24 protein-coding genes and 1 tRNA gene are annotated in these 25221 nt (G+C 66.5%); 3 read left to right on the forward strand and 22 right to left on the reverse strand.

Annotation, left to right across the window (positions count from 1 at the left end; translation table 11 throughout):
- Nucleotides 1-40 precede the first annotated feature (40 nt).
- From GCU53_RS15240 to rpsU, 10 genes are all read right to left on the reverse strand, one after another.
- Nucleotides 41-1363, reverse strand: coding sequence for a PQQ-dependent sugar dehydrogenase (locus GCU53_RS15240; protein WP_152388363.1), 1323 nt, complete (start codon nucleotides 1361-1363; stop codon nucleotides 41-43).
- Between the two features lie 124 nt (nucleotides 1364-1487).
- Nucleotides 1488-2105, reverse strand: coding sequence for a TPM domain-containing protein (locus GCU53_RS15245; protein WP_152388364.1), 618 nt, complete (start codon nucleotides 2103-2105; stop codon nucleotides 1488-1490).
- Nucleotides 2106-2117: 12 nt separating this feature from the next.
- Nucleotides 2118-2831, reverse strand: a complete 714-nt coding sequence (locus tag GCU53_RS15250) for a TPM domain-containing protein (protein WP_152388365.1) — start codon at nucleotides 2829-2831, stop codon at nucleotides 2118-2120.
- Nucleotides 2828-3442: a LemA family protein gene (locus GCU53_RS15255; protein WP_152388366.1), complete on the reverse strand. Its 615-nt coding sequence runs from the start codon at nucleotides 3440-3442 to the stop codon at nucleotides 2828-2830. Before GCU53_RS15255 ends, GCU53_RS15250 begins: the two co-directional genes overlap by 4 nt.
- A 236-nt stretch (nucleotides 3443-3678) precedes the next feature.
- Nucleotides 3679-3755 (reverse strand) — tRNA-Ile (locus GCU53_RS15260).
- Between the two features lie 96 nt (nucleotides 3756-3851).
- Complete coding sequence (gene cowN, locus GCU53_RS15265) at nucleotides 3852-4145, reverse strand: N(2)-fixation sustaining protein CowN (RefSeq protein WP_152388367.1); 294 nt, start codon at nucleotides 4143-4145, stop codon at nucleotides 3852-3854.
- A 76-nt stretch (nucleotides 4146-4221) separates the two neighbouring features.
- Nucleotides 4222-4884, reverse strand: coding sequence for a Crp/Fnr family transcriptional regulator (locus GCU53_RS15270; RefSeq protein ID WP_152388368.1), 663 nt, complete (start codon nucleotides 4882-4884; stop codon nucleotides 4222-4224).
- Nucleotides 4885-4995: 111 nt separating this feature from the next.
- Nucleotides 4996-6852, reverse strand: a complete 1857-nt coding sequence (gene rpoD, locus GCU53_RS15275; protein ID WP_152388369.1) for an RNA polymerase sigma factor RpoD — start codon at nucleotides 6850-6852, stop codon at nucleotides 4996-4998.
- 64 nt (nucleotides 6853-6916) lie between these two features.
- Entirely contained in the window at nucleotides 6917-8854 is a 1938-nt protein-coding gene (dnaG, locus tag GCU53_RS15280) for a DNA primase (RefSeq protein WP_152388370.1), read from the reverse strand.
- Between the two features lie 96 nt (nucleotides 8855-8950).
- Nucleotides 8951-9166, reverse strand: coding sequence for a 30S ribosomal protein S21 (gene rpsU / locus GCU53_RS15285; RefSeq protein ID WP_010795989.1), 216 nt, complete (start codon nucleotides 9164-9166; stop codon nucleotides 8951-8953).
- Between the two features lie 201 nt (nucleotides 9167-9367).
- Here rpsU and tsaD point away from each other — a divergent pair, with 201 nt between their 5' ends.
- Entirely contained in the window at nucleotides 9368-10393 is a 1026-nt protein-coding gene (tsaD, locus tag GCU53_RS15290) for a tRNA (adenosine(37)-N6)-threonylcarbamoyltransferase complex transferase subunit TsaD (RefSeq protein ID WP_152388371.1), read from the forward strand.
- Between the two features lie 15 nt (nucleotides 10394-10408).
- On the opposite strand, the gene plsY is transcribed toward tsaD, so the two are convergent.
- A complete protein-coding gene (gene plsY, locus GCU53_RS15295; RefSeq protein ID WP_152388372.1) occupies nucleotides 10409-10978 on the reverse strand; it encodes a glycerol-3-phosphate 1-O-acyltransferase PlsY in 570 nt (189 codons plus the stop codon).
- 65 nt (nucleotides 10979-11043) lie between these two features.
- On the opposite strand from plsY, the gene folB reads away from it, so the two are divergent.
- On the forward strand, nucleotides 11044-11397 hold the full coding sequence (folB, locus tag GCU53_RS15300) for a dihydroneopterin aldolase (RefSeq protein WP_152388373.1): 354 nt from the start codon (nucleotides 11044-11046) through the stop codon (nucleotides 11395-11397).
- Complete coding sequence (folK, locus tag GCU53_RS15305; RefSeq protein WP_152388374.1) at nucleotides 11388-11936, forward strand: 2-amino-4-hydroxy-6-hydroxymethyldihydropteridine diphosphokinase; 549 nt, start codon at nucleotides 11388-11390, stop codon at nucleotides 11934-11936. The genes folB and folK overlap by 10 nt, the downstream gene beginning before the upstream one ends.
- A 12-nt stretch (nucleotides 11937-11948) precedes the next feature.
- Here folK and GCU53_RS15310 read toward each other — a convergent pair whose 3' ends face one another.
- The 11 genes from GCU53_RS15310 to apaG form a co-directional block, all read right to left on the reverse strand.
- Nucleotides 11949-12329: a rhodanese-like domain-containing protein gene (locus GCU53_RS15310; protein ID WP_152388375.1), complete on the reverse strand. Its 381-nt coding sequence runs from the start codon at nucleotides 12327-12329 to the stop codon at nucleotides 11949-11951.
- Nucleotides 12313-14124, reverse strand: coding sequence for a SulP family inorganic anion transporter (locus GCU53_RS15315; RefSeq protein WP_152388376.1), 1812 nt, complete (start codon nucleotides 14122-14124; stop codon nucleotides 12313-12315). Before GCU53_RS15315 ends, GCU53_RS15310 begins: the two co-directional genes overlap by 17 nt.
- Nucleotides 14124-15866 carry a bifunctional protein tyrosine phosphatase family protein/NAD(P)/FAD-dependent oxidoreductase gene (locus GCU53_RS15320; protein WP_152388377.1) on the reverse strand — a complete coding sequence of 581 codons (1743 nt, stop codon included), beginning with the start codon at nucleotides 15864-15866 and terminating at the stop codon, nucleotides 14124-14126. Before GCU53_RS15320 ends, GCU53_RS15315 begins: the two co-directional genes overlap by 1 nt.
- Nucleotides 15867-15887: 21 nt before the next feature.
- Complete coding sequence (locus GCU53_RS15325; protein ID WP_152388378.1) at nucleotides 15888-16754, reverse strand: MBL fold metallo-hydrolase; 867 nt, start codon at nucleotides 16752-16754, stop codon at nucleotides 15888-15890.
- Nucleotides 16755-16986: 232 nt separating this feature from the next.
- Nucleotides 16987-18249 (reverse strand): multifunctional CCA addition/repair protein, encoded by a 1263-nt coding sequence (locus GCU53_RS15330; RefSeq protein WP_152388379.1) that lies wholly within the window; start codon nucleotides 18247-18249, stop codon nucleotides 16987-16989.
- Between the two features lie 119 nt (nucleotides 18250-18368).
- A complete protein-coding gene (locus GCU53_RS15335) occupies nucleotides 18369-19931 on the reverse strand; it encodes a SpoVR family protein (RefSeq protein WP_152388380.1) in 1563 nt (520 codons plus the stop codon).
- On the reverse strand, nucleotides 19928-21202 hold the full coding sequence (locus tag GCU53_RS15340) for a YeaH/YhbH family protein (protein ID WP_152388381.1): 1275 nt from the start codon (nucleotides 21200-21202) through the stop codon (nucleotides 19928-19930). Before GCU53_RS15340 ends, GCU53_RS15335 begins: the two co-directional genes overlap by 4 nt.
- Before the next feature lie 105 nt (nucleotides 21203-21307).
- Complete coding sequence (locus GCU53_RS15345) at nucleotides 21308-23230, reverse strand: PrkA family serine protein kinase (RefSeq protein ID WP_152388382.1); 1923 nt, start codon at nucleotides 23228-23230, stop codon at nucleotides 21308-21310.
- Nucleotides 23231-23587: 357 nt separating this feature from the next.
- On the reverse strand, nucleotides 23588-23926 hold the full coding sequence (gene glpE / locus GCU53_RS15350) for a thiosulfate sulfurtransferase GlpE (protein WP_152388383.1): 339 nt from the start codon (nucleotides 23924-23926) through the stop codon (nucleotides 23588-23590).
- A gap of 70 nt (nucleotides 23927-23996) precedes the next feature.
- A complete protein-coding gene (locus GCU53_RS15355) occupies nucleotides 23997-24830 on the reverse strand; it encodes a symmetrical bis(5'-nucleosyl)-tetraphosphatase (RefSeq protein ID WP_152388384.1) in 834 nt (277 codons plus the stop codon).
- A gap of 1 nt (nucleotide 24831) precedes the next feature.
- The gene (gene apaG / locus GCU53_RS15360) at nucleotides 24832-25212 is read right to left on the reverse strand and encodes a Co2+/Mg2+ efflux protein ApaG (RefSeq protein WP_152388385.1); all 381 of its coding nucleotides are present in this window, start codon (nucleotides 25210-25212) and stop codon (nucleotides 24832-24834) included.
- Between the last annotated feature and the right edge of the window lie 9 nt (nucleotides 25213-25221).

Here is a 25221-nt window from a genome sequence, read left to right on the forward strand (position 1 = left end):
TCCGCCCGGCGCGCTTCCGGCGCCGGGCTCCCGAGCCCGCTCAGGGCGCCGGCGTAATCCGCCACACGACATTCCCCACATCGTCGGCCACCAGCAGCGCGCCCGCCTTGTCGACCGTCACGCCGACCGGCCGGCCGTAGGCCTCGTCCTTCTCCTCGTCGACGAATCCGGTGAGGATGTCTTCCGGCGGCCCGACGGGGCGGCCTTGGTCGTCGAAGGGCACGAAGATCACCTTGTAGCCGCTGCGCGGCTTGCGGTTCCAGGAGCCGTGCTGGCCGACGAAGGCGCCGTTGCGGTAGCGCGGCGGCAGCAGCTCGCCCTCGTAGAAGGTCAGGCCCAGGGAGGCGGTGTGCGCGCCGAGGGCGTAATCCGGCACCAGGGCCTTGGTCACCAGATCCGGGCGCGGCGGCTTGACGCGCTCGTCGACGTGCTGGCCGAAGTAGCTGTAGGGCCAGCCGTAGAAGCCGCCGTCCCGGACCGAGGTCATGTAGTCCGGTACCAGGTCGCTGCCGATCTCGTCGCGCTCGTTGACCGCGACCCAGAGCGCGCCGCTTTGCGGCTGCCAGGCCAGGCCGTTGGGGTTGCGCAGGCCGGAGGCGAACAGGCGGGTGGCGCCGCTGGCCGGATCGACCTCGAGGATGGCGGCGCGGTTCTCCTCCGCTTCCATACCGTGCTCGGCGACGTTGCTGTTGGAGCCCACGGTGACGTAGAGCTTGCTGCCGTCGCGGCTGGCGATCAGGTCCTTGGTCCAGTGATGGTTGCGCGTTCCGGCCGGCAGGTCGGCCACTTTCACTCCGGGAGTGTCGATCTCGGTGGCGCCTTCCCGGTAGGGGAAGCGGACGATGGCGTCGGTGTTGGCGACATAGAGCTGGTCGCCGACCAGCGCCATGCCGAACGGCGAGTTGAGGTTCTCCAGCAGTATCGTGCGGATTTCCGCGAACCCGTCGCCGTCCCCGTCGCGCAGCAGGCTGATGCGGTTGGCGCTGGGCACACCGGCACCGGCGCGGGCCATCGCCTTCTTCATCACCCAGCCGCGGACGCCCTTGTCGTCATCGGGCTTGGGCGGTGTGTTGGTCTCGGCGACCAGCACGTCGCCGTTGGGCAGGGTCAGCAGCGTGCGCGGGTGGTCCAGGCCTCTGGCGAAGGCCTTCACCAGCAAGCCCTCGGCGGCGATGGGCATCTCGTCATGCGGCCAGCCGACCGCCTTGGCGATGTGCACCGTGGGGATCAGGGTCGACTTCGGCTCGGGCAGCTTCGGTTGCGGCCCGTAGCCTTCGCTGACCGGCAACTTGGCGGTGTCGCCGCAGCTGCCGAGGAGGAGCAGGAGAGGGGTACCGATGAGCAGGCGAGTGAGGCGCAGCATGGTCTGTCTCCGCATGGGGCATTGCTGGTTTGACTCGCGGAGCGCGGAAAGTGCGCCTGTTCCGTTCGCTTTGGCCTTTCTGCCTGAAGGTAGCCAGGCGGACAGGCCGGTGCATGGTGCTCTCCTACGACAGGATCACCAGGCGGTTGGGCAGCTCGTTGCGTTCGTGGGTGGCGGGCAGGTGTTCCTTGAGCAGCGCACCGCAGGCCTCGATGCAGGAGAGGAAGCCCTGCAGCGTCTCGCCGCGTCTCACCTGGGCGGTGAAGGTGTCGACGATGGCCTGCCAGGTGGCGTCGTCCAGGCGGCTGGAGATCCCCCGATCGACCAGGATCTCCACATAGCGCTCGGCTTCGGCGACGAAGATCAGCATGCCGCTTTGCGCTTCGGTGTGATGCAGGCCGAGTTCGATGAATTGCCGCCGGGCCAGGTTGCCGGCGCGCCAGTGGCGGATCGACCGCGGGACCAGCCGGGTGGTGATGGCGGGCAGGCGGAACAGCAGGCTGGCCAGGATGAAGGTCGCCCACTGCGCCAGCAGCAGCTGTCCCGCATTGAGCCAGCCGCCGATCAGGTTCAGCGAGCCGGGCAGCAGCAGGGCCAGCAGCCCGGCCCAGAGCAGGGAGATATAGGTGTAGTCGTCGGCCCGTGCCGCCAGCACCGTCACCAGTTCGGCATCCGTTTCCCGCTCGATCCGTTCGATCGCCGCGGCGACCTGCCGCTGCTCGTTTTCGCTCAGCAATGTCATCGATTAGCATCCCTACCAGCCACCGGAGGCGCCGCCGCCGCCGAAGCCGCCGCCGCGCCCGCCAAAGCCGCCACCGCCATGGCGCAGTCCGCCGAGCAGGGCGCCGGCCAACAGGGCGCTGCGCCCGCGCCCGCCGCGAACCAGCAGCAGGATGATCGCCAGCATCACGAGCAGGACTATCGGCGACGGCTCCTCCGCCTGCCGGTCGTCGGGGATCAGCCCCTGTTCGCCCTGCAGGGGCTTGCCACCCAGTACCCAGAGCATCGCCGTCACGCCCTCGGTGACGCCGCGGGCAAAGTCGCCCTGCCGGAAGGCCGGGACGATGATGTTGTGGATGATCAGCGCCGACTGGGCATCGGTCAGGCGCTCTTCCAGCCCGTAGCCGACCTCGATGCGGACCTGCCGCTCGTCGCGCGCGACGATCAGCAGCGCGCCGTTGTCCCTGCCTTTCTGGCCGATGCCCCAGTGGCGGCCCAGCTCGACGCCGAACTCTTCGATATTACTCCCCGCCAGATCCGGCACGGTGACCACCACCAACTGGTCGCCGGTGGCCTGCTCATGGGCGGCCAGCATCTGAGTCAGGCGGCTCTCGGTCGCGGCATCGAGCAACTCGGCACGATCGACCACCCGCCCGGTTAGCACCGGGTAGCCGGCCTCCTGGGCCTGGGTGACCAGGACCCAGGCGCAGAGCAGCAGGCCCTGGAGCAGCCGGTGCGCCGGCCTCATCGAAATTGCACTTGCGGTACCTGTTCCGCGCCCTGGCTGGTGGCCTCGAAGCTTTCGCGCACCGGCATGTCGCGGTAGAGCAGACTGTGCCAGATGCGCCCGGGGAAGGTACGGATCTCGGTGTTGTAGCGCTCCACCGCGGCGATGAAGTCGCGGCGCGCCACCGCGATGCGGTTTTCGGTGCCTTCCAGCTGGGACTGCAGGGCGAGGAAATTCTGGTTGGCCTTCAGCTCGGGATAGCGCTCCGACACCACCATCAGCCGGCTCAGCGCGCCGCTCAACTGGTCCTGTGCCTGCTGGTACTGCTGCAGCTTCTGTGGATCGTCCAGCGTGCCGGCATCCACCTGGATGGAGGTGGCCCTGGCCCGCGCCTCGATCACCGCGGTCAGGGTCTCCCGTTCGTGCTGCGCATAGGCCCTGACCGTTTCCACCAGATTGGGGATCAGATCGGCGCGTCGCTGGTACTGGTTCTCCACCTGCCCCCAGGCCGCCTTCACCTGCTCGTCGTAGGTGGGAATGTCGTTGATGCCGCAGCCCGCCAGGAGCCACGACACGATCAGGAGCGTGGCCAGCCGCCATTGAAGCCAGGAGCCTTGTCTGGAGTGGGTCATCCGCGTGTTCCGCCTTGCCGATTGACTGGATGCCTGCCGGTTGCGCCGGTCGGTCATTGGTAGTCTAGAGGCTCGTGGGCGGGGTGTTTGGAAAGGCGGGTATCGGAGGGCCGCAGTCATCCATGTATCCGGCCTTGGCGAGGGGAGGGATAGGTTCGACGAGCGATCGGGACCGGCGCTGGAGAAGCTGGTCTGGGAAGGCAGGGGTTGGTCGCATACCCGCTGAATAATAGGAGTGGTGGGCCCGCAGGGACTCGAACCCTGGACCAAAGGATTATGAGTCCTCTGCTCTAACCGACTGAGCTACAGGCCCCCAGAAGGCCGGCGGATTATAGCGGCGGCTTTCCGCCCGCGCCAAGCGACGGAGCGGAAAACCCCGCATTCATTGCGAACCGGTTTCGCGGCGCGATCAGCAGCAGTCGTCCTCGACCCGCTCCAGCATGGCCAGGGCCTCCTGGTCGCCGTGGCGGGCGAAGAGTTCGTAGACGACGTTCACCTGGGCGTGCAGCAGCAGGCGGGCGTCGCTCTCGCTGCCGTCACGCGAGCCGATCTTTTCGCGGAAATAGCTGCAGATCGGGCAGTCGCCCTGGTCCTGCTGCAGGTAGTGCTGGATCCGTGCGTAGAGGGTGCGGATGCAGTGGTCGCAGTCGATGTAGGGCAGGGATTCTTCGCCGCAGATGCTGCGATAGGTGGTCGTGGTCATGAGCGCTCCTCCGGCAAGCCGAAGCTGGACAGGTATCTGGAGCGATCATGCTAGAAACTGCACTGGGGGCTGTCTGTCAGCCAGCGGACACCTGGCTGCGGGCGCGCAGGCGTTCGACGTCGTGGATGTCGAAGACGCCGTTGCCGGCACGGCTGAGAATGCCCTCGCGGGCCATCCGGTTGAGCAGGGAGGAGACGGTCTGGCGGGTGGTGCCGAGCAGCCGGGCGATGTCCTCGGTGTTGAGGTCCAACTCCAGGCGCAGGCTGTCCTGATGGGGGCGGCCCTTGCGCGTCAGCATGCCGTCGAGGAAGCGCGCCAGGCGGCCCTCGACGTCGCGAAAGGCCAGGTCCTCGATGATGCGCATGCAGTTGTCGAGGGTGCCGCCGAGCACGCGGATGATCGCCGGCACGGCAGTCGGCAGCGAGCGGAGGGTGGCCGTCATCTGCGCGGTGTCGCCCATCAGCACCTCGCTCGGGCGCACGGCCTGGACATAGGCCTGGCTGTGGGTGCTGTAGATGCCCCCGGCTTCGAGGAAGGTGAGGGTGTATTCCTTGTCCTCGAAGGCGAGGAACACCCGGATGCGCCCGCTGTGCACGATGAACACGCTGTCGCGCTTGCCGTTCGGGCTGCCGAGCAGTTCGCCCTCGACCAACTGGCGCCGGTGGAAACCCTGCAGCAGGGCGGCCTGGGTCAGTGCATCCAGGCTGTCGAGCAGGTTGCTGGCATCGGGTCCGTGCATGGTGTCGTATCGTCGGGAAAGGCGCCGCTGGCGATTCCTGCAGTATAAGGCCGTCCGCTGTGCGGTTGGCAGGTGGAAAGCAAGACCCCCGGCGGGCCGGGGGTCTTGATGTCACTCGTCGAGGAAGGAGCGCAGGTGCTCGCTTCGCGAGGGGTGGCGCAGCTTGCGCAGGGCCTTGGCCTCGATCTGACGGATGCGCTCGCGGGTCACGTCGAACTGCTTGCCGACCTCCTCGAGGGTATGGTCGGTGTTCATGTCGATGCCGAAGCGCATGCGCAGCACCTTGGCCTCCCGGGCGGTGAGGCCGGCGAGGACTTCGCGGGTGGCTTCCTTGAGGCTTTCCACGGTGGCCACCTCGATCGGCGACTGCATGGTGGAGTCCTCGATGAAGTCGCCCAGATGCGAGTCTTCGTCGTCGCCGATCGGCGTTTCCATGGAGATCGGTTCCTTGGCGATCTTCAGCACCTTGCGGATCTTGTCCTCGGGCATTTCCATGCGTTCGCCCAGCTCTTCCGGCGTGGGTTCGCGGCCCATCTCCTGCAGCATCTGGCGGGAGATGCGGTTGAGCTTGTTGATGGTCTCGATCATGTGCACCGGGATGCGGATGGTGCGCGCCTGGTCGGCGATCGAGCGGGTGATCGCCTGGCGGATCCACCAGGTGGCGTAGGTCGAGAACTTGTAGCCGCGGCGGTATTCGAACTTGTCCACCGCCTTCATCAGGCCGATGTTGCCTTCCTGGATCAGGTCGAGGAACTGCAGGCCGCGGTTGGTGTACTTCTTGGCGATGGAGATCACCAGGCGCAGGTTGGCCTCGACCATTTCCTTCTTGGCGCGGCGGGCCTTGGCTTCGCCGATGGACATCTGACGGTTGATGTCCTTGATCTCGGCGATGGTCAGGCCGACTTCCTGCTCGAGGTCGATCAGCTTCTGCTGGCACTGCTTGATGTCGCCGGCCAGCTTGCCGAGAGTCTCGGCGTACTTGGCCTTGCCCTTGGCGAGGAAGTCGACCCAGTCCTGGTCGGTCTCGTTGCCGGGAAACTGGCGCAGGAAGTCGGCACGCGGCATGCGCGCGTCGCGCACGCACAGCTGCATGATCGCGCGCTCCTGGGCGCGCACGCGGGTCAGGGAGTCGCGTACCTGCTCGACCAGGGTGTCGTACTGCTTGGGCACCAGCTTGATCGGCATGAACAGGCTGGCCAGCGCCTGCAGCGCCTCCATGCCCTCGGCGCTGCCGCGGCCGTACTGTCCAAGGGTCTTGCGGGTCCTGTCCAACTGCTCGGCGACAGCGCCGAAGCGCAGGCGGGCGACTTCCGGATCCGGGCCGCCGTCGCCTTCCTCTTCCTCGCTGTCCTCCTCGCCCTCTTCCTCTTCCTCGTCGTCGGACGCCGGCGCCGCGGCGCTCTTGCTCTTGAGGTCGACGGGCACTTCGGCCTCGGCGGGTACCGCCGAGTCGTCGTCGGGATCGATGTAGCCGCTGAGGATGTCAGACAGGCGGCCGCCTTCGCTGGCGACACGCTGGTATTCAGTGAGGATGCTGTCCACGGTGCCCGGGAAGTGGGCGATGGCGCTCATCACTTCGCGGATGCCTTCCTCGATGCGCTTGGCGATCTCGATCTCGCCTTCGCGGGTGAGCAGCTCCACGGTGCCCATTTCGCGCATGTACATGCGCACCGGATCGGTGGTGCGGCCGATGTCGGTTTCCACGGCGGCCAGGGCCGCGGCGGCTTCCTCGGCGGCGGCTTCATCGGTGTCGGCTTCGGCCAACAACAGGGCATCCGTATCCGGGGCGCTTTCGAATACGTTGATCCCCATGTCGTTGATCATGCGGATGATGTCTTCCACCTGCTCCGGATCGGAAATATCCTCCGGCAGGTGGTCGTTGACCTCGGCGTAGGTCAGGTAACCCTGTTCGCGGCCGCGAGCGATCAACTCTTTGATGCGAGACTGCTGTTGAGCTTTTACGGACATGACACCCTATCCACTGAATGTTCTGGCGGGCTGAAAAGCTAAGTATTATAACGGATGCTTGACCTTACACGCCAGTTGAGGTCGGGGGGGCGGGGGATGCGTTACGGCTGAGCAGATCGCGCAATCGAGTCTTCTCTTCCGCGCTCAGCTCGCCCTGGCGGGCCTTGCGAAGCAGTTGCTCGATGCCGCGCTCGCGCTGTCGTGCCGCTAATGTATTTATAGTGTCGAAAAACTGTTGTTCAAGGTTGTCCGTCGAAATTAGCCATTCCTTCTCCGCCAGGGCGCGCAGCAGACGGCCCTGTTCGGTGCCGTGCCAGCGGGCGATCAGTTGCAGGCTGCTGCTGTGCGGGTTCTTCTGCAGGGCCTCGAGCAAGGCGACCAGCAGCTGGGCGTAGGGGTCTTCCTCGCTGGCGAAATGGCTGGCGTCGGCGACTTTCTGGGCCAGCTGCGGATGGTGCAGCAGGGTGCGCAGCGCGCTCAGGTTGGGTGGCTCGACGCTGACGGCGATGCGCGGCCGCGCCGGGAAGTCGCCGCGGCCCTGGCGGTAGCCGCTGCGTCCCTGGCCCTTCCACTGGCCCTTGCCCTGGCCGACGCGCCCGAAGGGGCGCTCGGGCTCGGCAAAGTCGGGGTAGTCGGCATAGCCGGGTTCGGCCTGGTAGTAGGCGTCTTCCGCATGCGACGAGTGTTCCCCCGGGAGCGGGCCGGAGGCGGGCGGGCTCGGAACGCCGCTCAGTCCGGTGATCTCGGCGAGACGCTGGCGCATCAGGGCGCGCAGGTTGGCACCGGGAATCCTCTCGATCAGCGGAGCGGCGAGGGTCGCCAGATGCGCCTTGCCCTCCAGGGTGCGCGGATCGGCTTCCTCGGTCAGTTGCTGGAAGAAGTAGTCGGCCAGTGGCCGAGCCTGCTGTTCCAGTCGGGCAAGGAAGGCCTCGCGGCCTTCGGCGCGCACCAGGCTGTCCGGGTCCTCGCCTTCGGGCAGGAACAGGAAGCGCGCGCGCCGGCCGTCCTGCAGGCTCGGCAGGGTGGCCTCGAGGGCGCGCCAGGCGGCCTTGCGCCCGGCCTGGTCGCCGTCGAAGCAGAACAGCACGCCGGGCACCAGGCGGAACAGGCGCTTGAGGTGCTCCTCGCTGGTGGCGGTGCCGAGGGTGGCCACGGCGTTGCGCAGACCCTGCTGGGCCAGGGCGATGACGTCCATGTAGCCCTCGACCACGATGATCTCGTCGAGGTCGCGGTTGTGCTGGCGCGCCTCGAAGAGGCCGTAGAGCTCCTGGCCCTTGTGGAACACCGGGGTTTCCGGGGAGTTCAGGTACTTGGGCTTGTCGTCGCCGAGCACCCGGCCGCCGAAGGCGATGACCCGGCCGCGACTGTCGCGGATCGGGAAGATCACCCGGTCGCGGAAGCGGTCGTAGCGCTTGCCGGTCTCGGCGTTCTCGATCAAAAGGCCCGCCTCGATCATCGCCTTCTGCTGCAGGGTATCGCCGCCCAGGTGCTTGAGCAGGTTGTCCCAGCCGGGCGGAGCGAAGCCGAGGGCGAAGTCGCGGGCGATGACGCCGGACAACCCGCGGCCTTTCAGGTAGTCGACCGCGGCCTGGCGCGCCGGATGGCTCTTCAGGGCCTGGCGGTAGTAGTCGGCGGCGGCGGCCAGCAGCGGATAGAGCGGCGAGTCGACGCTCTGGCGCGGCTGCCGGTCGCCGCCGCGCTCCTCGCGGGGAACCTCGAGGCCGGCGCGCTTGGCCAGTTCCTCGACCGCCTGGGGGAACTCCAGGTGGTCGTGGTCCATGAGAAAGCCCAGCGCGTTGCCGCCGGCGCCGCAACCGAAGCAGTAGTAGAACTGCTTGTCCGGGCTGACGGTGAAGGAGGGGGTCTTTTCCTGATGGAAGGGGCAGCAGGCGCTGTAGTTCTTGCCGGTCTTCTTCAACTGGACGCGCGAGCCGACCACCTCGACGATGTCGGTGCGGTTCAGCAGGTCGTCGATGAAGCCTTGGGGGATCAGTCCGGCCATGGGGTTTCCGGTTCGGGCGGGTGCCGGGTGGCTCCGGAAATGCAAAAAGCCCGGTTTTCGGCCGGGCTTTCAGGAGCGGCGAAGCGTTGCTGCAGCTTAGTACAGGCGCTCGCGGCGGCGCTGTTCGCGCTGCACTTTCTTGGCGTGGCGCTTGACGGCGGCAGCGGCCTTGCGCTTGCGCTCGGAAGTGGGTTTCTCGTAGAACTCGCGGCTGCGAACTTCGGCCAGTACGCCGGCTTTTTCGCAGGAGCGCTTGAAGCGACGCAGGGCTACGTCGAAGGGTTCGTTCTCTTTAACTTTGACGGCGGGCATCCAGGGCTACCTTAACTATTGACCGGTGGTGAACGCCCTCTCCGGACTCGGCTCGGGAGAACGTCGATTCTCAAGGGCTGCGGATGTTACCTCATTTGCCACATGCAATGCAAAGCCCGCGGCGCGAAAAGCGCTGGTCTGCGGGGTGGTCGCCGATTATCATGCGCCCCTCGATTTTCCAGGCTGATAAAGGTCGAACCCATGCTCGTTCTGGGGCTGGAAACCTCCTGCGACGAAACCGGCGTCGCGCTTTACGACAGCCAGCGCGGCCTCCTGGCCGATGCGCTGTTCAGCCAGATCGATCTGCACCGCGTCTATGGCGGGGTGGTGCCCGAGCTGGCCTCGCGGGATCACGTCAAGCGCATGCTGCCGCTCTTGCGTCAGGTGCTCGACGAGTCCGGCTGCCGTGCCGGGGACATCGACGGCATTGCCTATACCGCAGGGCCCGGCCTGGTCGGCGCGCTCCTGGTCGGCGCTTCCTGCGCCCAGGCGCTGGCGCTGGCCTGGGGGATTCCGGCGCTCGGCGTGCACCACATGGAAGGTCATCTGCTGGCGCCGATGCTGGAAGAACAGCCGCCGCAGTTTCCCTTCGTCGCTCTGCTGGTTTCCGGCGGGCATACCCAACTGGTGCGGGTCGATGGCATCGGTCGCTACCAGGTGCTCGGCGAGTCGCTGGACGACGCCGCTGGCGAGGCCTTCGACAAGACCGCCAAGCTGCTCGGCCTCGGCTATCCCGGCGGCCCGGAGATCGCCCGCCTGGCGCAGGACGGCAGGCCCGGGCGCTTCGTCTTCCCGCGGCCGATGACCGACCGGCCCGGCCTGGAGTTCAGTTTCAGCGGCCTCAAGACCTTCGCTCTGAATACCTGGCAGCACTGCCAGGCGAGCGGCGACGACAGCGAGCAGTCGCGTCGCGACGTCGCTCTGGCCTTTCAGCAGGCGGTGGTGGAGACGCTGACCATCAAGTGCCGGCGGGCGCTGAAGCAGACCGGCCTGAGGCGTCTGGTGATCGCCGGCGGGGTGAGCGCCAACCAGGCGCTGCGCTCGGCGCTGGAGCGGATGCTCGGCGAGCTGGATGGCCAGGTGTTCTACGCGCGGCCGCGCTTCTGCACCGACAACGGAGCGATGATCGCCTATGCTGGCTGCCAGCGTCTGCTGGCCGGCCAGCAGGACGGGCCGGCGATCCAGGTTCATGCGCGCTGGCCGATGGAGACCCTGCCGGCGCTCTGATCCTGCGGCGCAGGGCTAGAAGTGCCTTTCCCGGCCGGCGAAGAGTGCATGCAGATTGCCGCGATGGCGCCAGACGATCATCCCGTAGAGCAGCAGCATCGGCAGCAGCGCCCCGGGCTGCTGCCAGGCCAGCAGCGGCAGGCAGAACGGCGTGGCGGTCAGGGCGGCGAGGGAACTGGTACGGGTGAAGGCGAAGACCAGCAGCCAGACGGCGACGGCCGGCAGTACCGCCGGCGGATAGAGGCCCAGGAGCATTCCGGCGGCAGTGGCTACGCCCTTGCCGCCACGGAAGTTGAAGTACAGGGGATACAGATGGCCGAACACCGCGGCCAGGCCGATCCAGGCCTGCTGGCGGATGTCCAGGCCGGCGTGCTGGGCGATCAGCACCGGCAGCAGGCCTTTGCAGAGGTCGCCGAGCAGGGTGAGCGCCGCCAGGCGCTTGCCGGCGATGCGCAGCATGTTGGTGGTGCCGGGATTGCCCGAGCCACAGGCACGCGGGTCCGGTCCGCCGCTCAGGCGGCTGAGCAGGATGGCGAAGGACAGCGAGCCGAGGAGGTAGGCGAGGATCGCCAGCAGCCAGACCATGGGATCCTTCCGGGGTGAGGGCGCCCCGATTCTAGCGGGGCCCGGCGCCCTTCGTGGAGATGAATTTGGACAAAGTGTTTATCGAGGGCCTGGAGGTCGACACCGTCATCGGCGTGTTCGACTGGGAGCGTGGCATTCGCCAGTGCCTGCGGCTGGATCTGGAGTGCGCCTGGGATGTCCGCGTGCCCGCTGGCGGAGACGAGCTGGCCCATGCACTCGACTACGCGGCGCTGGCGGCGCGCATCCAGGCCTTCGCCGGCGAGGCGCGCTTCCTGCTGGTGGAGACCTTCGCCGAACGTCTGGCCGGCGTGCTGATGGCCGAGTTCGGGATTCCCTGGCTGCGCCTCAGGGTGACCAAGCCGGGCGCCGTTCCCGCGGCCGCCGGCGTCGGCGTGGAGATCGAGCGCGGATGTCGCTGACTCCCGTGCTGCTGGGCCTCGGCAGCAATATCGAGCGTGTCGCCCATCTCACCGCCGGCCTCGAGGCGTTGTCCGGCCTGCTGCGGGACATGCGTTGCTCGCCGGTGTTCGAGAGCCTGCCGGTGGGGATCAGGAGCGGCCCCTTCTACAACCTGGTGGTGGTCGGGCAGACCGACCTGCCGCTCATCGAGCTGGACCGCCGGCTCAAGTTCATCGAGGCGGACAACGGCCGCTATGCGCCGGAGCGCAAGGGATTGCCGCTGGATATCGACGTACTGACCTACGACGAGCAGGTCGGCAACTTCGACGGGCTGGTGCTGCCGCGTCCGGAGATCCTGAAGAACGCCTTCGTGCTCTGGCCGCTGGCGCTGTTGGTGCCGGAGCGGCGCCATCCCGGCGCCGGCCGGACCTTCGTCGAACTGTGGCGGGAGGCGCGCATCGAGCAAGTGCTGTGGCCGGTTTCCTTCCACTGGCGCGGCGTGCAGCTGACGCCGCCGGCGCTGAGCCAGGCCTTTCCCGCGCCGCCGACCGAGTCGTAGGGGCGGCGGGCCCTACTCGAAGGTCGGCAGGCTCGGCGTCGCCACCGCCTTGCCGGCCGCGCTCCAGGCATCGAAGCCGCCGGCGATCGACTGCACGTTCAGGTAGCCCATGTCCTGCAGGGTGCTGGCGGCCAGGGCGGCGCGGCCGCTGGTCTTGCAGTAGAGGACGATGGCGAGACCGCGGGCGGACAACTCCGGCGTGTTGTCGAGCTTGAATTCCAGCAGGCCGCGCGGAACGTTCAGCGCGCCGGGAATGTGGCCGGCATGGAATTCGTCGGCTTCGCGCACGTCGAGCAGCAGGTCGGCGTCGCGGATGGCCGCCTCGGCGGCCTCGAGGTCGACTTCGTGGATGCGGGCCTTGGCTGCGGCCACCAGATCATGGGCGTTTTTCACTGTCGTCTTCCAGCAGGGTCGGTTGAAGGGGAAAGGGAGCGGCAAGGCCCTGGCGGCGCATGCCGAGGGCATTCCGGGTGGTCTGCGGATCGAGTTCGGCCAGGGCCTCGAACTGGCTGATGAATACCCGGCCGCCGAAGTGCTCGAGGAAGTCCGAGTGCCTGAGCCGGTCCATCACCGGTCCCTTGACCTCGGAGAGATGCAGCTGGATGCCGGCGGCGTGCAGGCACGCGCCGATCGCCTCGAGGCTTTCCAGGGCGCTGGCATCGATCAGGTTGACCCCCGGGCACATCAGCACCAGGTGCTCGGCCTGCGGATACTGGCTGACCAGCTCGGCGATGCGGTCCTCCAGATAGCGGGCGTTGGGGAAGTACAGGCTTTCGTCGACGCGGATCGACAGCACCTTCGGGCTCTCCACCACGGCGAAGCGTTTGACGTTGCGAAAGTGCTCGCTGCCCGGCAGTTGGCCGACCACGGCGATGTGCGGCTGGCTGGTACGCCAGAGGAACAGCAGCAGGGACAGGCCGACACCGATGACGATGCCGGCCTCGACGTCGATCAGCAGCACGCCGAGCATGGTCGCCGCCATGGCCGCGGCGTCCTGGCGCGAGTAGCGCCAGGTGCGTCCGAGCGCGCCGAGGTCGACCAGGGTCAGCACCGCGACGATGATGGTGGCCGCCAGCACGGCATGCGGCAGGTTGTGGAACAGCGGGGTGAAGAACAGCACGGTGACGGCGATACCCACGGCGGTCAGGGCACCGGCCATGGGCGTCTGCGCGCCGGCATCGAAGTTCACCACCGAGCGCGACAGGCCACCGGTGACCGGGAAGCCTCCGCTCAGCGCCGCGGCCAGGTTGGCGGCGCCGAGCCCGACCAGCTCCTGATTGGGCTCGATGCGCTGGCGGCGCCTGGCGGCCAGGGTCTGTGCCACCGACACCGATTCGACGAAGCCGATCAGGCTGATCAGGAGCGCCGCCGGCAGCAGCTCGCCGGCCAGCGCCGCATCCAGCGGCGGCAGGTCGAGCGACGGCAGGCCCTGGGGAATCTGCCCGACCACGCGCACCCCGGCGGCGCCCAGGTCGAACAGCCAGACCACCAGCACCGAGACCAGCAGCGCCATTACCGGCCCGGTGCGCGTCAGGGTGTTGGCAAACTTCGCGCCGAGGCCGCGGGCACGCAGCCAGCCGTTCAGCCGCGTGCGGGCCAGATAGAGGAAGAGCAGGCTGCCGGCGCCGATGGTCAGGGTCGGCAGGTTGGTCTGCGGCAGGCCCTGGGCCAGGGCCTGGATCAGTTGGATGGCGTTCTCGCCGTCGGCCCTGATGCCGAGAATGTGCTTGAGCTGGCCGAGGGTGATGAGAATGCCCGAAGCGCTCATGAAGCCGGAAATCACCGGGTGGCTGAGAAAGTTGGCGAGAAAGCCCAGGCGCAGCACCGCCATGGCCAGCAGAAGGATGCCGGAAAGCAGCGCCAGCAGCAGGGCGGCGGCGCTGTACGCGGCGCTGCCGGCGGCGAACAGCGGACCGAGCACGCTGGCGGTGACCAGCGACAGCACGGCTGCCGGGCCGACCGCCAGGGTGCGGCTGGTGCCGAACAGGGTATAGGCCACTAGTGGCAGGATGCTAGCATACAGCCCGGTGACCGGCGGCAGGCCGGCGAGCATGGCGTAGGCCAGGCTCTGCGGGATCAGCATCAGGGTCACGATCGCCGCGGCCAGGCCGTCCTTGCCCGCTGCCTCGCGATCGTACTGGCGTGCCCACTCCAGACACGGCAGGTAGCGGGCCAGCCGCTCTTTCATCAGTTTTTCTCCCGGGTGAAGTCGCAGGCCGCCGGCGATTCCACCGGGCGCGGCTCGAAGTCCAGATGTTTGGGTTCGGCCAGCCACTCATGACCCTTGAGCATCAGGTCGAAGTAGATGCCCGGCATCCACTTGGTCTTCAGCTCCCAGGCCAGGCGGCGCGGCACACGCGGGTCGAAGGGGAAGGTCGGTAGCAGTTTGCCGCCGTAGCCGAACTCGGCGAGGATCACCTTGCCGCGCTCGATGGTCAGCGGGCAGGAGCCGTAGCCGTCGTAGACCGCCCGCGGACCGCGGCCGGCGAGCACGCCGAGGACGTTCTCGGCCACCACCGGCGCCTGCTTGCGCACCGCTGCGGCGGTCTTGGCATTGGGCGCGGCGCACACGTCGCCGAGGCTGAAGATGTTGCCGTAGCGCGGGTGGCGCAGGGTTTCGTGGTCGACCTCGATCCAACCGTCGGCGTTGGCCAGCGGACTCTGACGGACGAACTCGGGGGCGCGCTGCGGCGGCACCAGGTGCAGCAAGTCGAATTCGCGCTCCACGGTGCGGGTGCTGCCGTCGGCGGCGGTGACCCGGAACCAGGCCTTGTGCGCCTCGCCGTCGACCTTGACCAGGGTGTTGTTGAAGTGGAGATGGGCTCCGTAGCGCTCGACGTACTTCATCAGCGGCGGCACGAAGTCGGCGACGCCGAACAGCACCGCGGCGGCCGAGCAGAAATCCACCCGGATATCGCCCAACACGCCCTGCTTCCGCCAGTGGTCGCAGGACAGGTACATGGCTTTCTGCGGCGCCCCGGCGCACTTGATCGGCATCGGCGGCTGGGTGAACAGCGCGCGGCCGTGGCGCAGGGCCTGCACCTGCTGCCAGGTGTAGGGTGCCAGCTCGAACTCGTAGTTGCTGGTCACGCCGTTCTTGCCGAGGGTTTCCCGCGCACCCTCGATGGCGTCCCAGTTGAAGGTCAGGCCCGGGCAGACGATCAGCGCGCGGTAACCGATGCGGCTGCCGTCTTCCAGCACCACCTGCTGCTGGTCGGGCTCGAAGTCGCTGGCGGCGGCGCGGATCCACTGTGCCTTGGCCGGGATGCAGCGGGCCATGTCGCGCTCGGTGCGCGCGCGGTCGAACACCCCGGCGCCGACCAGGGTCCAGCCTGGCTGGTAGTAGTGCTGATCGCGCGGCTCGACGATGGCGATGCGCAGGCCGGGATCGCGCTTGAGCAGGCTGGCAGTCACCGCGCAGCCGGCGGCGCCGCCACCGATCACCAGCACGTCATAGCGCGGGGTATGGGCGAACTGCGCCGGCGCCAGCGGCTGGTTGGGCAGGCTCTGCCAGCGCTGCTCGAGGCGCGGCTGCAGGGCCGTGAGGTCGTAGCCGGCGGCCTTCGCCGTCTGCAACAGGGTATCGGGATCGAGGTGGTGGGCCTCGGCCAGTGCCCACAGGGTGGTGGAGCGGGTGCCGGTGCGGCAGAAGGCCAGGACCGGACCCTTGACCCGGTCCAGCAGTCCGCGGAAGGCGGCAACGTCTTCGTCGCTGATCCTGCCGGAAACCACGGGCAAATGGTGGTACTCGAGCCCGGAGTCTTCGGCAGCGATGCGCAGGGCCTCGCTGCTCGGCTGGCCCTCGCCTTCGTTGTCCGGACGGTTGTTGATCACGCAGCGGTAGCCGCTGGCGGCGAGCAGGCCCATGTCCGCCGGTTCGAGCTGGGCGGCCACGCCGATGAACGGGGTGAGGCGCTTGATCGGTTGCATCCTGGGGTCCTCCTGGCGGAGTCAGAGCACGTCGAGCGGGATCTTCAGGTAGCGGGTGCCGTTGCTCTCGGCCGGCGGCAGTTCCCCGGCACGCATGTTGATCTGCACCGAGGGCAGGATCAGGGTCGGCATGTCGAGGGTGGCGTCGCGCGCCTGACGCATGGCGACGAACTGTTCCTCGCCGATACCTTCATGGATGTGCACGTTTTGCGTGCGTTCGGCGCCGATGGTCGTTTCGTACAGGTGCTCCTCGCGCCCCGGGGCCTTGTAGTCGTGGCACATGAACACGCGGGTCTCGTCCGGCAGGTGGAACAGCTTGTCGTGGATCGAGCGATACAGGGTGCGTGCGTCGCCGCCGGGGAAGTCGCAGCGGGCGGTGCCGTAGTCGGGCATGAACAGGGTGTCGCCGACGAAGGCGGCATCGCCGATCAGGTAGGTCATGCAGGCGGGGGTGTGGCCCGGCGTGTGGAGGGCGCGGGCCTCGATGCCGCCGATGGTGAAATGTTCGCCGTCGTGGAACAGGTGATCGAACTGGCGGCCGTCGGTGGCGAATTCCGCTTCGGCGTTGAACAACTTGCCGAAGGTGTTCTGCACCATCGTGATCCGGTCGCCGATGGCCAACTGGCCGCCGAGCCGCCCCTTGAGGTAGTGGCCGGCGCTGAGGTGATCGGCGTGCACGTGGGTTTCCAGGATCCACTGCACGCGCAGACCCTGCTCGCGGACGTGGGCTATCAGGCGGTCGGCGCTCTGGTGCGAGGTGCGACCGGCGGCGGGGTCGTAGTCCAGCACGGGGTCGACCAGTGCGCACTGGCGGGTTTGCGGATCGCTCACCACATAGCTGTAGGTGGAGGTGGCGGGGTCGAAGAAGGCTTCAACGTGGGCGTTCATAAGGCGATTCTCCCTGCGTGCCCGGGATACCCGGTGGCATTTCGTGGGAATCAGCTTAATAGCTGTTTTTGATATATGCTTATATTTTTATTTCATATACAAAGTTTTTTAAGTATCTCCCGAGGGATTGCACTTCCTCATCGGTCTGCCGAGTGTTCGCTGGCGGGACAGGCGCCACACCTGTGGCGCGGATGGGCGTCCGCGGCAGGAGCAGTATCGATCCCGCCTTTTGTCAGGGCCGGGGATTTTCCGAAGGATCGCCCGGCTTGCCCAGTGCCTCGGCCTTGTAGGTCTCCAGTGCCCGGAGCCGTTCGCGCTTGAGCGCCTCACCCAGGGCAGCGCCCACGAGCCCCTTTTCCAGCAGCGGCTGGACCGTCACTGTCCGGGCCGCGGTGGCGGCACCGCGCAGGTAGTCGGCCTGCGGGTAGTCGCTCCGCTCCAGGCCGAGGCGGCCACGGGCATCCATCTCGCAGGCGGCAATGAACTCCTCGAAGCGCTGCGGGCGGCGGTAGACGTCGAAGCGCTGGAGCAGTTCGAGCAGGGCGGCGGGGCGAAGCTCCAGGGCCCGGTGACCGTGGGTGTGGTATTCGCCGACCAGCAGGGCCAGCTCCTGGCAGTCGCGCGGAGCCTTGCAGCGCGTGTTCACCGCGCGGATCAGCTTCAGGCCCTTGTGTTCGTGGCCGACATGCCGCGGCCACTCCTCGGCAGGCGTCGTCCCCTTGCCCAGGTCGTGAAGGAGGCAGGCCCAGCGCACGACCAGGGGCTGTTCGTGTTCGGCGCACTGGCGCAGCACGGCGAGCAGGTGCTCGCCGGTATCGATTTCCGGGTGGTGGGCTGCCGGCTGTGGCACGCCGAACAGGGCATCGACCTCCGGCAGCAGTTCGCGCAGGGCGCCGCAGTCGCGCAGCGTCCGGATGAAGACGTCCGGACGCGGCTCCATGAGGGCGCGGGAGATTTCCTTCCAGCTGCGTTCGGCGGTGAGCGCCTGCAACTCGCCGGACTCGGCGAGCTGACGCATCAGCGCCCGGGTTTCTGGGGCTACGCGAAACCCCAGTGGCGCATAGCGGGCGGCGAAGCGCGCCACGCGCAGCACCCGCAGGGGGTCTTCGGCGAAGGCGGGGGAGACGTGGCGCAGCCACTTCTCCTCGAGGTCGCGCTGGCCGTGATAGGGGTCGATCAGCTGGCCCTGCTCGTCCTCGGCCATGGCGTTGATGGTCAGATCGCGGCGCAGCAGGTCTTCCTCCAGGGTCACTTCCGGACTGGCGTGGAAGGTGAATCCGCCATAGCCGCGCCCGCTCTTCCGCTCGGTACGGGCGAGGGCGTATTCCTCGCCGCTCTGCGGATGGAGAAAGACCGGGAAATCCGCGCCGACCGGACGGTACCCCCGGGCCAGCAACTCCTCGGCGCTGGCGCCGACCACCACCCAGTCGACCTCGCTGACCGGCCGTCCGAGCAGCCGATCGCGTACCGCACCACCCACTTTGTAGATTCGCATGTCCACCTCCTGGGCAGAGCATACCGGGTGGGCGAAGCGGGGGGAACGACGCGGGCCGGACGTGGGCGGAGGGAGGGAGAGAAGGGCCGCCACCCGGATGATGGTGGCGGCCGGCGTGGTCAGATCGGCGGAATGGCCAGATCCAGGCGCGGGTAGTTTTCCTCGTCGCCATCACCCCGGGGCGGCATGTGATAGCTGTTGACGATCCGCTCGCCCTGCATCGACTCGAGATGGATGTCGAAGCCCCACAGCCGGTGCAGGTGCTTGAGCACGTCCTCGGTGGAGTCGCTGAGCGGCTTGCGGTCGTGCTGCTGGTGGCGCAGGGTCAGCGAGCGGTCGCCGCGCCGGTCGACGCTCCAGATCTGCACGTTCGGTTCGCGGTTGCCCAGGTTGTACTGGGAGGCGAGTAGTTCGCGCACGGTGCGGTAGCCGTCATCGTCATGGATGGCGGACACCAGCAACTCGTCCTTCTGGTCGTCGTCGACGATGCTGAACAGCTTGAGGTCGCGAATCACCTTGGGCGAGAGGAACTGCAGGATGAAGCTCTCGTCCTTGAAGCTCTGCATGGCGAACTTCAGGGTGCTCAGCCAGTCGCTGCCGGCGATGTCGGGGAACCAGCGCTTGTCCTCCTCGGTCGGGTTCTCGCAGATCCGCCGGATGTCGCGGTACATGGAGAAGCCCAGCGCGTAGGGGTTGATGCCGCTGTAGTAGGGGCTGTCGAACGGTGGCTGGTAGACCACGCTGGTGTGCGACTGGAGGAACTCCATCATGAAGCCGTCGGTGACCAGCCCCTCGTCGTAGAGATCGTTGAGCAGGGTGTAGTGCCAGAAGGTCGCCCAGCCTTCGTTCATCACCTGGGTCTGGCGCTGCGGATAGAAGTACTGGGCGATCTTGCGCACGATGCGCACGACCTCGCGCTGCCAGGGTTCGAGCAGCGGCGCGTGCTTCTCGATGAAGTAGAGGATGTTCTCCTGGGGCTCGGCGGGCCAGCGCGAGCGATCCTTTTCGCTGCCTTTTTCGGAGGCGCGGGGAATGGTCCGCCAGAGATCGTTGATCTGCCGCTGCAGGTGCTCCTCGCGATCCTTCTGCCGGCGCCGTTCCTCTTCCGCGGAGATGGGGTAGGGGCGCTTGTAGCGGTCGACGCCGTAGTTCATCAGCGCGTGGCAGGAGTCCAGCAACTCCTCCACCGCGTCGATGCCGTGGCGCTCCTCGCATTGCATGATGTACTGCTTGGCGAACACCAGGTAGTCGACGATCGAGCTGGCGTCCGTCCAGGTGCGGAACAGGTAGTTGCCCTTGAAGAAGCTGTTGTGCCCGTAGCAGGCGTGGGCGATCACCAGTGCCTGCATGCACATGGTGTTCTCTTCCATCAGGTAGGCGATGCACGGATCGGAGTTGATCACGATCTCGTAGGCCAGGCCCATCTGCCCGCGCTTGTAGCCCTTCTCGGTGGCGAGGAAATGCTTGCCGTACGACCAGTGGTGGTAGCCGATGGGCATGCCCACCGAGGCGTAGGCGTCCATCATCTGCTCGGCGGTGATCACCTCGATCTGGTTGGGATAGGTGTCGAGTGCATAGCGTTCGGCGATGCGGCCGATTTCCTTGTCGTAGGCCTGGACCAGCTCGAAGCTCCACTCCGAGCCGGTGGAAATCGGCTGGCCCTTTCTCTCTCTGGGGGTCATGTCGCAAGCCTCCGCTGGAAGAGTTCGCGGAACACCGGATAGATGTCGGCGGCCGACACTATCTGCTGCTGGGCGAAGGAGTCCGGGAACGCCTCGCGGACGCTCTCGTACTCGTACCACAGCGCCTGATGCTCGCGCGGGGTAATCTCGACGTAGCTGTAGTACTGCACGAACGGCATGATCTGCTTCGTCAGGATATCCCGGCAGATCGGCGAGTCGTCGTTCCAGTTGTCGCCGTCCGAAGCCTGGGCGGCGTAGATATTCCATTCGTTGAGCGGGTAGCGCTCGGCCATCACCTCCTGCATCAGCTTGAGGGCGCTGGAGACGATGGTGCCGCCGGTTTCCCGGGAGTAGAAGAATTCCTCTTCATCCACTTCCTTGGCGCTGGTGTGGTGGCGGATGAACACCACGTCGATCTTGTCGTAGCTGCGCTTGAGGAACAGGTAAAGCAGGATGAAGAAGCGCTTGGCGATGTCCTTGGTCGCCTGGGTCATGGACCCGGAGACGTCCATCAGGCAGAACATCACCGCCTTGGAGCTGGGATTGGGCTGCTTGACCAGCAGGTTGTACTTGAGGTCGAAGGTGTCGAGGTAGGGCACCCGCTCGATGCGCAGGCGCAGGCGGGCGATTTCCGCCTCCAGTTTCTGGATGTCGCCGAAGTTGTCCGGCTCCTCGATCTTCAACCGCTCCAATTCGGCCTTGGCCTCGCGCAGCTTGGCGCGGCTGTTGCCGGACAGGGCGATGCGCCGGGCATGGGCCGAGCGCAGGGTGCGGATAATGTTGATCCGCGAGGGGTTGCCTTCGCTGCTGATGCCGGCGCGCACCGTCTTGAAAGTGTCGGCGCCGGTGATGTGGCGCTTGACCAGGTTGGGCAGCTCGAGGTCCTCGAACATGAAGTCGAGGAACTCCTCCTGGGTGATCTGAAAGACGAAGTCGTCCATGCCCTCGCCGCTGTTGCTGGCCTTGCCGGAACCGCTGCCGCCCCCGCCGCCACCGGACGGGCGCGGGATGCGTTCGCCGGCGGTGAATTCCTTGTTGCCCGGGTGGACGATGGTCTGCTTGCCGCCACGGCCATGATGCAGCACGGGCTCGTCGATATCGCGGCCGGGAATGCTGATCTGCTCGCCGTGCTCCATGTCGGTGATGGAGCGGCGGCTGACCGCCTCCTCCACCGCCTTCTTGATGTGATCACGGTAACGCCGCAGGAAACGCTGGCGGTTTACCGTGCTCTTGTTCTTGCCGTTCAGGCGTCGGTCGATCACATAACTCATAGGCCCCTCCGGGGAGCTGCCAACCTCAGGCTGCAAGCTGCAAGCGGAGCCGAGCTCGAGGGCTTGCTTCCGCCTGCAGCTTGAAGCATGGGGTTTGCGGCTGGATTACTGCGACTTCCGGACCCGCAGGTACCACTCGGAGAGCAGCCGGACCTGCTTCTCGGTGTAGCCACGTTCGACCATGCGCTTGACGAAGTCGTTGTGCTTCTGCTGATCTTCCTTGCTTGCCTTGGCGTTGAAGCTGATGACCGGCAGCAGGTCCTCGGTGTTGGAGAACATCTTCTTCTCGATCACCACGCGCAGCTTCTCGTAGCTGAGCCAGCTGGGGTTCTTGCCGTTGTTGTTGGCGCGGGTGCGCAGCACGAAGTTGACGATCTCGTTGCGGAAGTCCTTCGGGTTGCTGATGCCGGCCGGCTTCTCGATCTTCTCCAGCTCCTCGTTGAGGGCCACGCGGTTGAGGATCTCGCCGGTTTCCGGGTCGCGGTATTCCTGGTCCTGGATCCAGAAGTCGGCGTACAGCACGTAGCGGTCGAAGATGTTCTGCCCGTACTCGCTGTAGGACTCGAGGTAGGCGGTCTGGATCTCCTTGCCGATGAAGTCGATGTAGCGCGGCGCCAGGTATTCCTTGAGGTAGCGCAGGTAGCGCTCGCGCACCTCCGGCGGGAACTGTTCCTGCTCGATCTGCTGCTCCAGCACGTAAAGCAGGTGCACCGGGTTGGCGGCGACCTCGTGCGGGTCGAAGTTGAACACCTTGGAGAGGATCTTGAAGGCAAAGCGGGTCGACAGGCCGTTCATGCCCTCGTCCACCCCGGCGTTGTCGCGGTACTCCTGGATCGACTTGGCCTTGGGGTCGGTGTCCTTCAGATTTTCGCCGTCATAGACGCGCATTTTCGAGTAGATATTGGAGTTTTCCGGTTCTTTCAGCCGCGAAAGCACGGAGAACTGGGCCAGCATCTTCAGGGTGTCTGGTGCGCAGTGGGCCTTGGCCAGCGAGCTGTGGGTCAGCAGCTTGTCGTAGATCCTGATCTCGTCGGAGACGCGCAGGCAGTACGGCACCTTGACGATGTAGATGCGGTCGATGAACGCCTCGTTGTTCTTGTTGTTGCGGAAGCTGTGCCACTCGGATTCGTTGGAGTGGGCAAGGATGATGCCGCTGTAGGGGATCGCGCCGAGGCCCTCGGTGCTGTTGTAGTTGCCTTCCTGGGTAGCGGTCAGCAGCGGGTGGAGCACCTTGATCGGCGCCTTGAACATCTCGACGAATTCCATCAGGCCCTGGTTGGCGCGGCACAGCGCGCCGGAGTAGCTGTAGGCGTCGGCGTCGTTCTGCGGGAATTCTTCCAGTTTGCGGATATCGACCTTGCCGACCAGGGCAGAGATGTCCTGGTTGTTCTCGTCACCCGGCTCGGTCTTGGCCACCGCGATCTGGTTGAGGATCGAGGGATACAGCTTGACCACGCGGAACTGGCTGATGTCGCCGCCGAACTCGTTGAGCCGCTTGGTCGCCCAGGGCGACATGATGGTGGAGAGGTAGCGGCGCGGAATGCCGAAATCCTCTTCGAGAATCTCGCCGTCCTCGGCGGCGTTGAACAGCCCCAGGGGCGATTCGAACACCGGCGAGCCCTTGATCGCGTAGAAGGGCACCTTCTCGATCAGCTGCTTGAGCTTCTCGGCCAGGGAGGACTTGCCGCCGCCCACCGGGCCCAGGAGGTAGAGGATCTGCTTCTTCTCTTCCAGGCCCTGTGCCGCATGGCGGAAGTAGGAGACGATCTGCTCGATGCTGTCTTCCATGCCGTGGAAGTCGGCAAAGGCCGGATAACGGCGGATGACCTTGTTGGAGAAGATCCGCGACAGCCGGGAGTCGGTGGAGGTGTCCACCAGTTCCGGTTCGCCGATCGCCATCAGCATCCGTTCGGCTGCGGTGGCATAGGCGCTGCGGTCCTGCTTGCACAGTTCGAGGTACTCCTGGAGGGAGTACTCTTCCTGACGCGTCGTTTCATAGCGTTGTTGAAAGTGGCTGAAGATACTCATGTCGTCACCTCGTTCGATGCCCGGAGCCGGCTTTGGTTTGAAGCTTTTGGGTGTTGGCGGTTCGCTGGCGCAGGCCAGCCGATGAAATCCCCCATGCCCGAAGGTCATTGCCTGGAAGTGTAGTAGCAAGCCGTGTGCCGGCTTTGCCCTGATGTGGATGGCTTAGGAACAAGAATAGTTCGGTATCGACAGTAGCACGGTTGCGCGAGCAAATGGCAAGGGGGGGCGCGATTGCCCGAGGGCCTTGGACGATGGTCCGACGACGCGGGAAAGAGAGGGATTTTTCAGCATGCAGGGAAGTGCCCGGCCCGCTTGGCGGGCTGGGGAAAGCCTGGCCAGGACTGGCTCAGGCGGGGGTCAGGCTGGCTGGTCTGCTGCGCCTTGCGCGACCTCGTCGGGGAAGGTGGTGCGCCACAGCTCGAAGCCGCCATCCAGACTATAGACCTCGGCGAAGCCCTGCTGGGCCAGGTAGGCGGCGGCACCCTGGCTGGAATTGCCGTGATAGCAGGCGACGATCAACGGCTGCTCGAAATCCGCCTGAGCCATGAAGTCGGCGAGGGACTGGTTGTCCAGATGGCGTGCGCCGGCAATGTGGCTCTGGGCGTAGCTCTGCGGGTCGCGGATATCCACCACCACGGCGCCCTGGCTGCGCAGGGCCTGGGCCTGCTGGGGCGGGATACGACGGAATTCGCTCATGGTTGCACCTCGATGGCTGAAGCTGATCGCTCGTCAATGGAGAGAAACTAACCGATCCGGAGCCACCCCACTAGCCGGCATTGCCCTTGGCGCCGTTGCAGGCACAGCGGTGATACTCGCCGGTGTCCACGTTGAAGAGGGTCAGGGTGCCGCCCCAGACACAGCCGGTGTCCAGGGCGATCACCCCGGGCTCGTCGCAGCGGCCCTCCAGCGCGGCCCAGTGGCCGAAGAGGATCTTCTGTTCACGGGTCTTGCGCCGGGGATGGCTGAACCAGGGGGCGAAGCCGTTCGGCGCGCTGCCCAGCCCCTCCTTGCTCTTCAGGTCGAGGGTGCCGTCCGGGCTGCAGAAGCGCATCCGCGTGAAGTAGTTGGTGATCACCCGCAGGCGCGCCGTGCCGCGCAGGCGGCCGTTCCAGCGCAGCGGCTCGTTGCCGTACATGCCGTCGAGAAACTGCGGCAGGCGGCTGTCGTCGCGAAGGACTTCCTCGACCTCGGCAGCCAGGCGCAACGCCTTCTTCAGCGACCATTGCGGCGGAATGCCGGCATGCACCAGGACGATGCCCCGTTCGCCATCGTGGTGCAGCAGTTTCTGCCAGCGCAGCCAGTCGAGCAGCAGGTCGCGGTCGGGCGCCTCGAGGATTTCCCGCAGCGTGTCGCTCTTCTTCAGACGCTCGACGTTGTGCGCCACGGCCAGCAGGTGCAGGTCGTGGTTGCCCAGCACCGTGGTCACCGAGTCGCGCATGCCATGCAGAAAGCGCAGGGTTTCCAGCGAGTGGGGGCCACGGTTGACCAGGTCGCCGGTCAGCCACAGACGATCCCGGCCCGGCTCGAAGGCAACCCTGTCCAGCAGGCATTTGAGGGGCTCCAGGCAGCCCTGCAGATCGCCGATCGCATACACGGCCATATCAGTGCAGGGCTCCGGGCACGGCCAGGCGGAACGGCGGGATCGGCGCGTCGAAGGCGTGCCCGTCCTCGGCGACCATCTGGTAGCTGCCCTGCATGGTGCCGACCTGGGTGGCGAGCAGCGTGCTGCTGTCGTAGTTGTGGCTCTGGCCCGGGCCGAGCAGCGGCTGCATGCCGACCACGCCGGGGCCGCGAACCTCCTGGACGTGGCCGTCGCCATCGGTGATCAGCCAGTGGCGCGACAGCAGCTGGGCTGGCAGCAGGCCGTTGTTGCGGATGGTCACGCTGTAGGCGAAGGCATAGCGGTTCTGCTCCGGCTGCGACTGCTCCGGCAGGTAACGGGTTTCGACGCTGACGTCGATCTGATAACGGGGATCTGACATGCGTTGACT

The sequence above is a fragment of the Azotobacter salinestris genome (genome assembly GCF_009363155.1).
GTDB lineage: Bacteria > Pseudomonadota > Gammaproteobacteria > Pseudomonadales > Pseudomonadaceae > Azotobacter > Azotobacter salinestris.

Coding starts and splice junctions, on each gene's coding strand:
- GCU53_RS15315 (WP_152388376.1), bottom strand. CDS start 14,124: ATGAAAGAGCGGCTGGCCCGCTACCTGCCGTGTCTGGAGTGGGCACGC.
- dnaG (WP_152388370.1), bottom strand. CDS start 8,854: ATGGCCGGACTGATCCCCCAAGGCTTCATCGACGACCTGCTGAACCGC.
- GCU53_RS15320 (WP_152388377.1), bottom strand. CDS start 15,866: ATGCAACCGATCAAGCGCCTCACCCCGTTCATCGGCGTGGCCGCCCAG.
- plsY (WP_152388372.1), bottom strand. CDS start 10,978: ATGGTCTGGCTGCTGGCGATCCTCGCCTACCTCCTCGGCTCGCTGTCC.
- cowN (WP_152388367.1), bottom strand. CDS start 4,145: ATGACCACGACCACCTATCGCAGCATCTGCGGCGAAGAATCCCTGCCC.
- GCU53_RS15335 (WP_152388380.1), bottom strand. CDS start 19,931: ATGACCCCCAGAGAGAGAAAGGGCCAGCCGATTTCCACCGGCTCGGAG.
- tsaD (WP_152388371.1), top strand. CDS start 9,368: ATGCTCGTTCTGGGGCTGGAAACCTCCTGCGACGAAACCGGCGTCGCG.
- GCU53_RS15255 (WP_152388366.1), bottom strand. CDS start 3,442: ATGACCCACTCCAGACAAGGCTCCTGGCTTCAATGGCGGCTGGCCACG.
- GCU53_RS15250 (WP_152388365.1), bottom strand. CDS start 2,831: ATGAGGCCGGCGCACCGGCTGCTCCAGGGCCTGCTGCTCTGCGCCTGG.
- GCU53_RS15325 (WP_152388378.1), bottom strand. CDS start 16,754: ATGAACGCCCACGTTGAAGCCTTCTTCGACCCCGCCACCTCCACCTAC.
- GCU53_RS15355 (WP_152388384.1), bottom strand. CDS start 24,830: ATGGCCGTGTATGCGATCGGCGATCTGCAGGGCTGCCTGGAGCCCCTC.
- GCU53_RS15245 (WP_152388364.1), bottom strand. CDS start 2,105: ATGACATTGCTGAGCGAAAACGAGCAGCGGCAGGTCGCCGCGGCGATC.
- GCU53_RS15270 (WP_152388368.1), bottom strand. CDS start 4,884: ATGCACGGACCCGATGCCAGCAACCTGCTCGACAGCCTGGATGCACTG.
- GCU53_RS15330 (WP_152388379.1), bottom strand. CDS start 18,249: ATGCGAATCTACAAAGTGGGTGGTGCGGTACGCGATCGGCTGCTCGGA.
- folK (WP_152388374.1), top strand. CDS start 11,388: ATGTCGCTGACTCCCGTGCTGCTGGGCCTCGGCAGCAATATCGAGCGT.
- rpsU (WP_010795989.1), bottom strand. CDS start 9,166: ATGCCCGCCGTCAAAGTTAAAGAGAACGAACCCTTCGACGTAGCCCTG.
- glpE (WP_152388383.1), bottom strand. CDS start 23,926: ATGAGCGAATTCCGTCGTATCCCGCCCCAGCAGGCCCAGGCCCTGCGC.
- rpoD (WP_152388369.1), bottom strand. CDS start 6,852: ATGTCCGTAAAAGCTCAACAGCAGTCTCGCATCAAAGAGTTGATCGCT.
- GCU53_RS15345 (WP_152388382.1), bottom strand. CDS start 23,230: ATGAGTATCTTCAGCCACTTTCAACAACGCTATGAAACGACGCGTCAG.
- apaG (WP_152388385.1), bottom strand. CDS start 25,212: ATGTCAGATCCCCGTTATCAGATCGACGTCAGCGTCGAAACCCGTTAC.
- GCU53_RS15240 (WP_152388363.1), bottom strand. CDS start 1,363: ATGCTGCGCCTCACTCGCCTGCTCATCGGTACCCCTCTCCTGCTCCTC.
- GCU53_RS15340 (WP_152388381.1), bottom strand. CDS start 21,202: ATGAGTTATGTGATCGACCGACGCCTGAACGGCAAGAACAAGAGCACG.